Origin of the sequence: Polaribacter sp. Q13 (genome assembly GCF_016858305.2) — a bacterium.
In the GTDB taxonomy this organism is placed as follows: domain Bacteria; phylum Bacteroidota; class Bacteroidia; order Flavobacteriales; family Flavobacteriaceae; genus Polaribacter.
In genome coordinates this window covers 3,937,429-3,950,771 of sequence record NZ_CP074436.1, presented here as the reverse complement: position 1 = coordinate 3,950,771, position 13,343 = coordinate 3,937,429, and the positions used below count along the sequence as shown (strand labels likewise).

The 13,343-nt window shown below is 28.7% G+C and carries 12 protein-coding genes; 5 read left to right on the top strand and 7 right to left on the bottom strand.

Annotated features, from left to right (window positions below):
* Nucleotides 1-18: 18 nt before the first annotated feature.
* Nucleotides 19-780: a 23S rRNA (guanosine(2251)-2'-O)-methyltransferase RlmB gene (gene rlmB, locus JOP69_RS16680; RefSeq protein WP_203392032.1), complete on the top strand. Its 762-nt coding sequence runs from the start codon at nucleotides 19-21 to the stop codon at nucleotides 778-780.
* Nucleotides 781-841: 61 nt separating this feature from the next.
* On the opposite strand, the gene JOP69_RS16675 is transcribed toward rlmB, so the two are convergent.
* A complete protein-coding gene (locus JOP69_RS16675; protein WP_203392031.1) occupies nucleotides 842-1,528 on the bottom strand; it encodes a rhomboid family intramembrane serine protease in 687 nt (228 codons plus the stop codon).
* Between the two features lie 77 nt (nucleotides 1,529-1,605).
* Between JOP69_RS16675 and JOP69_RS16670 the strand changes: the two genes are divergently transcribed.
* On the top strand, nucleotides 1,606-2,877 hold the full coding sequence (locus tag JOP69_RS16670) for a replication-associated recombination protein A (protein ID WP_203392030.1): 1,272 nt from the start codon (nucleotides 1,606-1,608) through the stop codon (nucleotides 2,875-2,877).
* A gap of 132 nt (nucleotides 2,878-3,009) precedes the next feature.
* Here the strand turns inward: JOP69_RS16670 and JOP69_RS16665 are convergent, their stop codons facing one another.
* Both JOP69_RS16665 and JOP69_RS16660 read right to left on the bottom strand, forming a co-directional pair.
* Nucleotides 3,010-3,756 carry a hypothetical protein gene (locus JOP69_RS16665; RefSeq protein ID WP_203392029.1) on the bottom strand — a complete coding sequence of 249 codons (747 nt, stop codon included), beginning with the start codon at nucleotides 3,754-3,756 and terminating at the stop codon, nucleotides 3,010-3,012.
* Between the two features lie 137 nt (nucleotides 3,757-3,893).
* Nucleotides 3,894-4,580 (bottom strand): YjjG family noncanonical pyrimidine nucleotidase, encoded by a 687-nt coding sequence (locus JOP69_RS16660; RefSeq protein WP_203392028.1) that lies wholly within the window; start codon nucleotides 4,578-4,580, stop codon nucleotides 3,894-3,896.
* An 85-nt stretch (nucleotides 4,581-4,665) separates the two neighbouring features.
* On the opposite strand from JOP69_RS16660, the gene JOP69_RS16655 reads away from it, so the two are divergent.
* Both JOP69_RS16655 and JOP69_RS16650 read left to right on the top strand, forming a co-directional pair.
* Nucleotides 4,666-5,871 carry an oligosaccharide flippase family protein gene (locus JOP69_RS16655; protein ID WP_203392027.1) on the top strand — a complete coding sequence of 402 codons (1,206 nt, stop codon included), beginning with the start codon at nucleotides 4,666-4,668 and terminating at the stop codon, nucleotides 5,869-5,871.
* Complete coding sequence (locus JOP69_RS16650) at nucleotides 5,864-6,475, top strand: DapH/DapD/GlmU-related protein (RefSeq protein WP_203392026.1); 612 nt, start codon at nucleotides 5,864-5,866, stop codon at nucleotides 6,473-6,475. The genes JOP69_RS16655 and JOP69_RS16650 overlap by 8 nt, the downstream gene beginning before the upstream one ends.
* On the opposite strand, the gene JOP69_RS16645 is transcribed toward JOP69_RS16650, so the two are convergent.
* From JOP69_RS16645 to JOP69_RS16630, 4 genes are all read right to left on the bottom strand, one after another.
* Complete coding sequence (locus JOP69_RS16645; protein ID WP_203392025.1) at nucleotides 6,465-7,370, bottom strand: hypothetical protein; 906 nt, start codon at nucleotides 7,368-7,370, stop codon at nucleotides 6,465-6,467. The two genes, JOP69_RS16650 and JOP69_RS16645, sit on opposite strands and share 11 nt — an antisense overlap.
* On the bottom strand, nucleotides 7,370-8,674 hold the full coding sequence (locus tag JOP69_RS16640; protein WP_203392024.1) for a polysaccharide deacetylase family protein: 1,305 nt from the start codon (nucleotides 8,672-8,674) through the stop codon (nucleotides 7,370-7,372). Before JOP69_RS16640 ends, JOP69_RS16645 begins: the two co-directional genes overlap by 1 nt.
* A gap of 78 nt (nucleotides 8,675-8,752) precedes the next feature.
* Nucleotides 8,753-9,439 (bottom strand): DNA repair protein RadC, encoded by a 687-nt coding sequence (gene radC / locus JOP69_RS16635; RefSeq protein WP_203392023.1) that lies wholly within the window; start codon nucleotides 9,437-9,439, stop codon nucleotides 8,753-8,755.
* Between the two features lie 98 nt (nucleotides 9,440-9,537).
* Nucleotides 9,538-11,802 carry a tetratricopeptide repeat protein gene (locus JOP69_RS16630; protein ID WP_252191136.1) on the bottom strand — a complete coding sequence of 755 codons (2,265 nt, stop codon included), beginning with the start codon at nucleotides 11,800-11,802 and terminating at the stop codon, nucleotides 9,538-9,540.
* 194 nt (nucleotides 11,803-11,996) lie between these two features.
* Here JOP69_RS16630 and trkA point away from each other — a divergent pair, with 194 nt between their 5' ends.
* Complete coding sequence (gene trkA, locus JOP69_RS16625) at nucleotides 11,997-13,343, top strand: Trk system potassium transporter TrkA (protein WP_203392022.1); 1,347 nt, start codon at nucleotides 11,997-11,999, stop codon at nucleotides 13,341-13,343.

The window sequence follows — 13,343 nt, the reverse complement described above, 5'->3', positions numbered from 1 at the left end:
TTAACATACCTTTGCACTATGACAACAGAAACTACACCAACTACCAATATTTTTGGTATTAGAGCCATAATTGAAGCCATAGAAAGTGGTTCTTCAATTAATAAAATATACTTACAAAAAGGACTAAGAGGAGAATTGTTTTACGAACTGAATACGTTAATTAAAACAAACAACCTTACTACAAGTATGGTTCCTGTAGAAAAATTAGACAGATTATCTAAAAACAGTAATCATCAAGGTGCTGTTGCTCAAATATCTCCAGTAGAGTTTTACGATTTAGAAGAATTGATTGAAAAAACTGTAGAAGAAGGAAAAACTCCTTTGTTTTTATTATTAGATCAAGTATCTGATGTACGTAATTTTGGTGCCATTATTAGAACGGCAGAATGTTCTGGAGTTAATGGAATTGTTATTCAGAAAAACGGAAGTGCTCCCGTAAATGCTGAAACCATAAAAACCTCAGCAGGTGCCGCTTTTAAAATTCCTATTTGTAAAGTAGACCACATTAAAGATGCAATATTTTTATTACAAGCATCAGAAATTAAAACAGTTGCTGCCACTGAAAAAACTGAAGATTCTATATATGATGTTGATTTTAAACAACCCATGGCAATTATTATGGGATCTGAACATAGAGGAGTAAATCCTTCCATCTTAAAAATGGTAGATTATAAAGCAAAATTACCTTTGCTAGGTGAAATAGCTTCTTTAAATGTGTCTGTAGCTTGCGGTGTTTTCTTATATGAAACGGTTAGACAAAGAATAGCAGTTAGCAGTTAGCAGTTAGCAAAATAATAAAATCACTTTGATACATTTTATCAAAGTGATTTTTTATTTTAATCTATAAATTATCCTCAATTCTTTCATCACCTAACTCCTCCTCTATTCTTGGCGGAGCAAAATTACCATGTTCATCAAACAAAGTATCAAATTCTGTTTCTGTAAATTGATGATCTTCTTTTACAATTCCCTTATGTCTATAAAGAATTGCAAAAATAACACCTACTAGAAAACCAGATAGATGCCCTTCCCAAGAAATACCTTCTTTTATAGGAAACACATACCAAATCATGCTTCCGTAAAGAAATATAATTATTAAAGATAAGGCCACCAATCTATAGTGTCTTTTAATAATTCCACTAAAAAAAACAAAACTAAAAAGGAGGTATACAATTCCACTTGCTCCAATATGATACGATTCTCTAGCAATACACCAAGTTAGAAAACCTGTAAAAAAACCACCAAGAAGTAATACTTTATACGCTACATCTTTATAAAAATAAAAAAGACTACTTAAAAGTACAAATAAAGGAATAGAATTATTAAAAAGGTAACTAACATTGCTATGTATAAAATGTGTTAGGAAAACACCTCTAAACCCCACCAAAGTCCTTGGATAAACTCCGTATTTATTAAAATTTAAATCAAATTGAATTTCAATCCAATAAATAAACCAAATTGTTACAATGTATGCAACCGGAATTAAGAAAATTGATTTAGATATTTTTAATTGATTCTGTTCTTTCATCAAGCATAAAAATAACAAAAATAGAACCAATTTAGATTTTTACAATTTCTGTCAGAAATCTTTATTATTTTTACTGAATGAATGAACCTTTGGCAGAAAGAATTAGACCCAAAACTCTTGAAGACTATATCAGTCAGCAACATTTAGTAGGTAAAACGGGTATTTTAACCAACTTAATAAAAAAAGGAATTATTCCTTCGTTAATTTTATGGGGACCTCCTGGAATTGGAAAAACAACACTTGCCAATATTATTGCTACAGAATCTAAACGTCCATTTTATACTTTAAGTGCTATTAGTTCTGGTGTAAAAGATGTAAGAGAAATAATAGAAAAGGCTAAAAAAAGCGGCGGTTTATTCACTGTTAAAAATCCGATTCTTTTTATTGATGAAATTCATAGATTTAGTAAATCTCAACAAGACTCTCTTTTAGGAGCTGTAGAAAAAGGTTGGGTAACCTTAATTGGTGCTACTACAGAAAACCCTAGTTTCGAGGTGATTCCCGCCCTACTCTCTCGTTGTCAGGTTTATATTCTAAATTCTTTTGATAAAAACGATCTCATTGCTCTTTTGCATAGAGCAATGGAAAAAGATGCCCTTTTATCAACCAAAAAAATAATTTTAAAGGAAACGGATGCATTATTACAAGTTTCTGGAGGAGATGCCAGAAAGCTTTTAAATATTTTCGAATTATTAGTTTCTGCTGATGATGAAATTGAAATAACTAACGATTTAGTGCTAGCAAAAATCCAGAAAAATACCGTTAGGTACGATAAAACGGGTGAGCAACATTATGATATTATTTCTGCTTTTATAAAATCTATACGAGGTAGTGACCCAAATGCCGCTGTTTATTGGTTGGCTAGAATGATTGAAGGTGGTGAAGATGTAAAATTTATTGCTAGAAGGCTATTAATTTTAGCTTCGGAAGATATTGGTAATGCCAACCCAACTGCATTAATTTTAGCAAATAATACTTTTCAAGCAGTTTCTGTTATTGGTCATCCAGAATCTAGAATTATATTAAGTCAATGTGCCATTTATTTAGCAAATTCCGCTAAAAGTAATGCTTCTTATATGGCCATTAATGAAGCGCAAAGTTTGGTTCAAAAAACAGGAGATTTATCTATTCCACTTCATTTAAGAAATGCTCCTACTAAATTAATGAAAGATTTAGATTATGGTAAAGAATATAAATATTCGCACAACTACCCAAATAACTTTATAGAACAACAATTTTTACCCGATGCAATAGCTGGAACAAAATTGTATGAACCAGGCAAAAACGCAAGAGAAAATCAATTTAGAGAAACCTTAAAGAATAGATGGAAAGACAGTTATAAATATTAAATAATAATAGATTTATTATTTGCAAAAAAAAAGATGTCATCAGAAATTATTTCCAGATGACATCTTTTTTTTTACAATAAAATGGGGTTTTAAAAAACCAAATTTTATTGAATTTAAATTTGTTATGGACTATTAAAACTTAATAGCGTAATGTTTTATTACTAATTCTTCATTTTCATAATATTCCGCTACCCAGTTATTACCGTTTTTGTAGATAATTCCATTTTTATCTTTTATCACAAAAACATCTTTTACATTTGTTTTTAAAATCTGAAAAACAACTGCAGGAGTAGTATCTACTAACTGAAAACCATTCTTTTTAGCTTGACTATACAAAACCTCTAAACTACCTTTTGGAACAGCAATTTCTTTAGAAACCATTTTTTGAACAAGCAATACTTCTTCTACCTCTAAACCTGCATCTTTAATAGATTTTTCTTGTAATGGAGTATAATTATACTCTAAATCTACCATAGAATCATAAGCATCTCTAATAGCTTCTTGATAGGATTTTTTATAATCTTTCTCTTTACTTTTACCTAGTTCAGAACTATATAAAACGTTTCCATTACAATCTTGCATTTCTATTTTACTTTTAACTGTAAACATGCTAGAATCATCAATAACAATTGCAGTTAATGCTTTGCATCTATTTAGCATTAAATCTTGAGGTAATTTTTCATTACTTAAAAAAACATCAAACCCTTTTTTCTTTAAAAGAAACTTTGTTAAAGAACTTGTTTGATATTGATCTGCAGTCTTTAAAAAATCGAAACGTTCTGGTACAATTACATATTTGTAATTATTTATTTTTTCTTGTTGACTAAATGCTGATATTGTTATTAAAAACAAAAAACTACATATTATTTTTTTAATCATTTTAATTGAATGTTAAATTAATTTCTCATTGAAGAGATCTATTATTTGCTGATGCAATATCGCTAAATTGTATGATATTTTAGGTTATTCTGTATAAATTAACTTTTCTTTATATTAAATAGAAAACGTTATTTAAGCTAAAGATATTGTTTAATTTCTAAAAGTGTTTTTACAGAAATTAACTCATTGTTATTAAATGAATTATTCTCAAAATTGCAATAAATAGCTTGCATCCCTACATTTATAGCTCCTTCTATATCTGCCTCTAAATTATCGCCAATCATAACTGAATTGCTTTTATCTGCATTTGCAAGTTCTAAAGCATAGTTAAACACTTTTGCATTTGGTTTTTTAACCCCTACAGATTCTGAAGTAATAATTTTATCAAAATAATGATATATATTAGAACTCATCATTTTCTTATGCTGTACTTCGTCAAAACCATTGGTAATAATATGTAATGTATACTTTCTTTTTAAATAATCTAAAATCTCAAATGTTCCATCAAAAAGATGATTAAAATGAGGTAGAAATTCTAAATAATTTATAGCAATTTCATCTATTAAATCATCTGAAATTGTATAATTTAAAGCATCAAAACTTTTTTTTAATCTGCCATATCTTAACTCTTCTTTAGTTACTTTTTCTTCTCTATATAATTTCCAATATTTAAAATTTAGAGGTTTATAAACAGTTAAAAAAGAATCGATACTTACCAAAATACTATGTTTGGTAAAAACTTTCTGAAAAGCTAAATCTGAGTTTTTTTCGAAATCCCATAAAGTGTGATCTAAATCGAAAAAGACGTGTTGTATATTTTTCATTTACATTATATTTGAACAAAGAAACTATTTGAAAGCTAAAATACACAAAAACCCATTATCTTTTTTTTATAAAAACATTCTTATAATGTTTAGAGGAACTATAATTGCACAAATTATAGCGGTTATTGGAACAGTTTTTCTAGCAAAAATGTATGGAGAAGAAGCCTATGGATTTTTTGGCGTTTTTATAAGTATTGTTGGTATTGTATCTATAATTACAACATTACAATTAGATAAATGTATTATTATTGCTAAAGATAAAAACGAAAGTATAAATTGGTATAATTTTTTATTGATTTTAATTCCATTTTTATCAATATTTATCATACTTATTCTACTTCTTACATCAAATTACTTTTTTGAAGAAAAACTTTCTATACATATTATTTTTATATCTATAGTTGGTGCCTTATTGTTTGCATATAACCTCGTTAACGAAAGTTTTTTCACCTTTAAAAAAGAATTTTCGACCATTTCTAATGCAAGGGTTTTTTTTACAATTAGCAATGTAGCCTTACAAATGTTACTTTATAGTTTTTATAATCTATTAGGTTTAATCATTGGTTTTTTAATTTCTCAACTGCTTTTATTAGTTTATTATTTATTCAGAAATAAAAGTGAGTTTTCGATACCAAATTTTAGAAAAATAAGAAAAGGCATCAATTCTAATGCCTCCATTGTAAAATATTTGCTACCTTCTAACACTATTAATGGTTTAGCAACTAATTTAATGCCTATCTTAATCCTTAGTTTCTTCGGAGCAAAAGAAGCAGGAGTTTACTTTTTTAGCATCAAAATTTTAGGAACTCCCTTATCTCTAATTTCTACTTCTATTTCTCAAGTTTTCTTTCAAAAATCTTCTGAACTTTTTAAAGAAAATAAAAATGAATTGTATAAACTTACTAAAAGAATTGTACGTACAAATCTTATTATAATGTTTGGGTTTCTTGTTCTAATAAATACAATTGGACTATACATTTTAGAACTGTATTTAGGAGAGAAATGGCTTAACTTAAAAACTTATACTTTAATTTTATCTATACTTATCTTTGCAAGAGCTTCTTTTAACCCCATAAGTAGTTTAATTGTGGTTTTAAATAAAAATTTAGAAAGTTTAATTTTTAATAGTTATTTGTTTGTAATTAATATAATTGCAATTTATGTTGGATATTTTTATTCAGATATTACCATAACAATTATAATTCTTGCTATTTTTGGTGGAATAGGTTATTTAGTATTACTCGCCTATTTTTTAAATCATTTAAAACAGCTTGTAAAAAATAATGTTTAAAAAACTAGATTTCTTCTTTTTTGGATGGATTATAAATTTTTTATATCCAGAATATTACAGACCTAAATATGGTTACCAACGTTATTATATTTTATTTTTTCATTACTTAATACCTCAGAAACTATTTAGATTAAATCCAAAAGTAAAATGGCCTGTTCATTTTACTTCAAAAGTACATTCTCCAGAAAAAATATCAAAAGGAATTCTTTGTGATCCAGGTGATAATATTCACAACTACATTCAAGCGAGTAACGGAATTATTTTTGGTAGTAATATAGAACTAGCTCCAGGTGTTTCTATTATTTCCTCTAATCATGATGGTGATAATTTAACAAATCATATAAAGGGGAATCCAATTATTATTGGTGATAATGTTTGGATTGGTGCAAATACTACCATTTTACCAGAAGTAAAAATTGGTAATAATGTAATTATTGGAGCAAACTCTGTAGTTGTAAAAGACATCCCTTCTAATTCTATTGCTGTTGGGAATCCTTGTAAAGTAATTAAAGAAAAAAAGAGCTATTCAGAAGATTTTTCTAAATTAATTTTCAATAAAAAAATACCCAAACAATTTGAAAGGTTCATCAATATTACTTCTTAAAAAGTTTTAATAAAAAAGGTAGGTTATTGTATTTTATCTGTGGATATTTTAAAGTAGAAGCTCCAAAACTTAAAAAATATTTTGCAATAGTCTGTAGTGATGATCCTCCAAAGTTAAAAACACTAAAATTCTTTTCAAACTTATAAATTGCACGATCAATTAAAAAAGTATTCGCACCATTTTTTCGGTTTTTAAAATCTGTAGATGACACCAAAATTGTAACCTTTTTTTTATATTTCAGAAAAAAACCTGATGCCACCAAATGATCATCTTTATCATAAATAGAAAGAATTTCTCCTACCTTTTTTTCTAAACAAACAGTAATTAGTTTTTTAAGAACATCATAATCTTTCTCAACAATATATGGAGTTCTTTTACCTACATTATTTTTAAAAAGTTCAATTAACTCTTCAGAATTATCTTTCCATTTCTCTATTAAATCTAACTTTTTTGCTTTGGCTACATCTTTTCTTCTATCTTTTCTATAGTTATTAAAAAGAGCTGCATAATCATTTTCCATTAATAAAATCTGCAATTCACTCTCTCTTTCATAAGCCTTAAACATAGAAAAAGAATTGTAGGTATTTGTTCTAGTTTCTGCAAATTTAAAATCATTAAACAATTCAATTAAAAATTCATTTTCATCTACAACCTCTATAGAATAAACACCTAATTGAATTAACCAAAAAGGGGGATACACATATTTAATAAATAGCTTTTTTTTCCAAGGAATTGGCATTACCGCTTTATAATCATCTAAAACCAAAACATCCCAATTATCTGCAACAATATCTAAATACCAAGAATATCCGTAAATATTGGACTGCAAAGAATTATCAATACAAGCATCATATTTTACTACTTCTAAATCTTTCCTTTTAACATATCGAATCATTACGAAACTGCTATTTTAACCATAGATTCATACAATCTTTTCCAACCTTTCCAACGTAAATAATCACTTAAACTTTCATTATGAAATAAAGTAATAAAACAGCCATTAACCGCTTTTACTTCGTTTTTTATATCTCTAATTCTACCTAAAGATTGTTTAGGAGTTAGTTTCATATAATCATTTAAAGTAGTATCCATTAAGGCAAAAGGAAATACTTTTAAAGGTGTTTGAATTTCGAAATCTAAATCGTAAAAATAAAAAGGAGTACATGTACTTGCCCTAAAACCAACATTGCTTGCATACCCCATAGAATAATCTTCTTCTACTTCTAAATCTATTAAATTTTGATAGGTGTCTGGTAAACTAAAGCGTAAATAATGTTGTCTAGATCTTTGAATTGGTGAATTAATAATTTCTTCTAATCTGTGTTTTTCTTTTTTTAATAAAGGAGCATTGTTCATCGTAAAATAAGAAGGATGCAAACCAACTTTGGCATAATCTACCATTTCTTTAATTAGTAATCTGTACTTTCTTTTAGATGCAGAGACATTGGTATCAAAAGTAGTATAATCTCCAATTAAAAAGAAAAAAATAGTTTTAACATCTTGTTCTCTTCTAACTTTTAAAATTCTATGAAAAGTGTCAAAAGGATCATTTTTAATATTAAAAGTCACAGCAAAACGATTCCAAACATTAAGTATTCTTAAATGAACTAAATCATTTAAAAAACCACCTACGCTTCTTACTAAACTCTTATATTTATAAGCGTAAGCATTGTCTATATCTATCGTAGAAATAAATTTGTATTCACGTTTTTTATATTCATAATCTGGAAACTTTTCTTTTAAAGCATCTAATAATTTATACGCCCAAATATCTACTACTGGCTTTTCTAAAAAACGATGCTTATACGCTAAACTTTGGTCTGCAGTATAACGTCCATGAATATCCTTTACATGTGGTAAATACTCCTCATATCTAGTAATTAGATAGAAACTTGCCGCAAAAACATCAAAAGGAATAGAAGATTTTGGCCCGGTTTTAAAGAAACAAGGAACTTCATCCCATTTTTGAATAGAAATCTCCATATCATTAACACCTTGTTCAAATAATAAACTGTTACTTTTTACAAAAAACTCATTCCCTAATGGTGTTTTTGTATAGGTCATTTTAGGCCCATTAAATGCCACAAATTCTTCAACTTTAGAAGTAAAATCTACAGGAATTAATAAAGTTCTTGTAAGAATGTGCTTAAAAATATAACGAACTCTCGGTGTAATTTTATGTGTGTAAACTAGTATCATGATTTATTTAGTTGGCAGTTTTCAGTCCTCAGTATTCAGTGATGTACTGACTGAAAACTGTCTACTGAAGACTGTGGACTATAAGTACCCTTCATCTGCAAAGCTAAAATACGCTTTTTCAGTAATTATTAAATGATCTAAGAGTTTTATATCTAAAGTGTTTCCTGCTTCTTTAATTTTTTGAGTAAGTTGTTTATCGGCATTACTAGGTTGCAATTTCCCTGAAGGATGGTTATGACATACAATCATTGCTACAGAAGCCAATTCTAAGGCTCTTTTAAACAACAATCTAACATCTACCACAGTAGCTGTTAAACCTCCTTTGCTTATCTGACTTTTAGCTAAAACTTTGTTCGAATTATTTAAAAACAACACCCAAAATTCTTCGTGCTCTAAATCTCCAATAACAGGTTGCATTACATTAAAACCATCTTTACTACTGGTAATCTTAGGTTTTTCTAAGGCAATTTCTAATTGCCTTCTTTTTCCTATTTCTAAAGCCGTAATAATAGCAATTGCCTTTGCTTCTCCTATGCCTTTAAATGTTGTTAATTTTTCTACGGATAATTTTGCAAGCTCGTTTATGTTGCCATCTACAGCTTGTAAAATTCTTTTAGAAAGAGCTACTGCGCTTTCTTGTCTATTACCAGAACCAATAAGGATTGCTATTAATTCTGCATCAGAAAGTGCTGCCTTTCCTTTTGCCAACAGTTTTTCTCTTGGTCTATCATCTAAAGCCCAAGATTTAATAGTTAACTTTTCCATCTTCTTTTTTTATAAAAATACAAAATTGAAAGTTAACTATTTTGATAGGTTCTAAATTTAGAACCTAAACAACACTAACGAAAGCTAGTAAAGGGTCATTATAATTGATTTAAAAAATTTCTATATTGCTGATTGTTTGGATACAAATCAATTAATGTTTGTACAATATTTTTCGCTTTTTCATTTTGATCAGACTTAGAATATAAATAAGCCAACGCATACAATAAACCTTCATTTGTACCTTCTACCTTAAGACCAGAAACCAAGGCTTTTTCTCCATTTTTATAATCTTTCTTTTTATCATATAATAAACCCAAATTATAATAAACACGAATATTATCTGGCATTATTTTCGATGCCTTCTTAAGCTGAACAATTGCTTCATCTACTCTATTTAATTCTGCATACATTAAAGCTAAAGAATAATAAACAGGCCCATATTTTGGTTCTTGTTCAATAACAATTTTAAAAGCATCTTCTGCCTTCTTGTACTCTTTATTATTGTAATATAATGTAGCTAAACTTATTCTGATTTGATTATTGATATTATCAATTGACAAGGCACTTTCAAAACTTTCTATAGCTTTTGCCATATTACCTTGTTTCAGATAATAATCTCCTCTTTTCATTCTTGATCCTACAAAATCTGCATTTGTTTTTAAATTTAAGTAGAACTCTTTCTTTACTTTAGCATAACTCTCTTTGTAAACTTCAGGAATATCTGCTTCTTTTACGCCTCCTAATCCATAAAAAGCTTTAATTCTAATACTTCTTTTTGGATCTTCTAAAAGTGGTAAAAAATATGCCGTATAGTCTGTGCTATTTACACTACTTAAAACATCTACACTAGCACCTCTTACTAAGGCAGAATCATCATTTAAAAGAGAAATATAATCTTGCACAAAATTTTGCGCATTATAATTAGACAATACTTTTGTGGCAGAAGCTCTTACTATTTCTGGTTGATGTTTGTCATGCATCAATTCAATTAGCCCTACATGTCCGTTAGGTTGCATGGTAATTCCTGGTGCTAATTTATCTGAAAAATGAATAGAATCTACTTCTCCAAATAGTTTTTTAAAGCTTTTGGCCGCCCAAACATCGTCTTTATCTTTATGACAGCCTGCACATGCATTTGGCGTTCCGTATTTAACACTTAAATCTGGTCTAGGTATTCTAAAACTATGGTCTCTTCTAAAATCATTTCCCATATAAAATCTACCAGGCATGTGGCAATTTATACATTTTGCACCATCTGTATTTGGTTGATGAAAATGATGTTCTGGTGTATCAAATGTTTCTGGTGCATGACATTGGGCACACAATTTATTCCCATCAAACTTTAGTTTTAACGTGTGTGCATCGTGGCAATTCGTACAAGTAACATCATTATTATACATCTTGCTCTGTAAAAAAGAACCATACACATAATCTTCATCTAAAATTTGTCCGTCTGCTTGATACAAAGGGGCTTCTAATAATTGTGGATAATAATGATCTAAAAGTGTCCCTTCAAAATTAAAAAACTCAGAAAACTGCTCTCTTCTCATGTGGCAACGGGCACATTCATCTACCAATTCTCTTGGCGCAGTATCTGTAGTCATTTGAAAAGTTCCGCTTGCAACATATTTTTCACCAAGCTCCTCTACATCGGCAACATGTTTTTTTCCTGGTCCGTGACAAGCTTCACAGTTTACATTAATAATTGCAAACTTAGTATCATAACTATGCGTTTTCTCTTCGTAATTTTTACGAACATTTGTAGAGTGACAGTCGGCACACATATTATTCCAATTTAAACCGCCTCTAGACCAATGCAACCATTCTGAGTGCACAACCTTAAAATCTGGATATAAATCAAACCATTTATTTTTAACAGAATCCCAAGCAGTTCTTAAACATTGATAATGTCCATTAGGAAATTGCACAATGAATTGTTGCAAAGGTGTAACACCAAAAGTATAAACAATTTTATAATCATGATTTTCACCATCTGGTCCTTCTGTATTTACATAAAAATCCGTATCCTTTTTGTAGAAGTGAGAAGTAACTCCTTGACTTACGAATTTTTTATTATTAAAATCACCTAAAACAGAAACACTATCTGCAATTTGCATGGCTTTATCATGATCTGATCCTTTCCATTTTTTAAACTGATCTTGATGACATTCTTTACATTTTTGATCTCCTAAAAAATGATCATCAGGAATCATTTTACCCGAAAGGAAAACACCATCATCTTTAGTAACTTCCTTGTATTCAACTTTTTTATCACAAGAAGAAAAAGAAATAATACAGAAAAATATGATTGAATAAAAACTTGCTTTTAAAAGGACTGATGAGCGTAAATGATTTAATTTCACAAAATGTGTTTTATATTTTTGAGTGGTAAATCTAAAGTTTCTATTTTATAGAAAAAAAGATATTTATCAGTTTTTTATAGAAAAAAATGAATTATAATTCATTTCTAACTTTCATTAAAACTGAAAACTTTATTTTATTTCTCTTTTCCATGAAAACTCTTTCTATATTTGCCCATTATCCCTATATTTAATTTATGAAAATTATCATAGCAGGAGCTGGAGACGTTGGTTTTCACTTAGCTAAACTTCTTTCTTACGAATCTCAAGACACCTATATCATAGATTTTGATGGTGAAAAACTAGAATATCTTAACAGTCATTTAGACGTTATTACTAAAAAAGGAGATGCTACATCCATAAAATTATTAAAAGAAATTGGTATTGATTCTGCTGATTTATTAATTGCCGTTACCGATAGCCAGAATACCAATTTTACAATTTCTGTGATTGGTAAATCATTAGGGGTTAAAAAAACAATTGCAAGAATAGACAATCCAGAATTTCTAAATAATTGTGAAGTAGACTTTACCCAATTTGGTTTAGACTTTATGATTTCTCCGCAAGAATTAGCCGCAAACGAAATTAAAATGTTGTTAAATCAATCTTCTTTTAATGACACTGTAGCCTTTGAAAGTGGTATTTTTAATGTGTTAGGAACGCCATTAACCTATAAATCTCCCATTGTAAATTTAACAGTTAAAGAGGCCAAACAAAAATTTTCTGATGTAGATTTTATAACCATTGCCATTAAAAGACAAGGAGAATCTCAAACCATTATTCCTAGAGGAGATGTTGTTTATGAAATAGGCGACCAAGTCTATTTTTGTGTCCCTAATTACAGTATGAAAGATCTATATCCTATTACAGGTAAAAAGCGACTTCATATTAAAAATGTAATGATTCTTGGAGGTGGTAGTATTGGAGAAAAAACAGCAAGAAAGCTTTGTAAAGATAACTTTAGAGTAAAACTAATTGAAAAGAAAAAAGATAAAGCGGAGTTCCTAGCAGAGCAACTAAGCGATACTTTAGTTATTCATGGAGATGGAAGAGATTTAGAACTATTAGAAGAAGAAAACATTAGAGAAACAGATGCTTTTATTGCAGTTACAGGAAACTCTGAAACCAATATTATGTCTTGTTTAGTTGCAAAATCTAAAGGAGTTAAAAAAACGGTGGCTTTAGTTGAAAATATGGATTATATTGATATTTCTCAAACCATTGGAATTCAATCTTTAATTAACAAAAAATTACTTGCAGCAAGCAACATTTTTAGACATATTAGAAAAGGTGAAATTTTAGATCTAGCCAATTTACATAATGTAGATGCCGAAGTTTTTGAATTTGAGGTTCAAGAAGGTGCCAAAGTTTCTGAATTTCCTATTAAAAATTTACGTGTTCCAAGAGCGGCTGTTTTTGGTGGCGTTATTAGAGATAAAAAAGCAATTTTACCTGACGGAAATATGCAGATTAAGACTGGTGATAAAGTAATTGTATTCTGTTTGCCAGAAGCTATAACTGCTGTAGAGCGTTTATTTAAATAA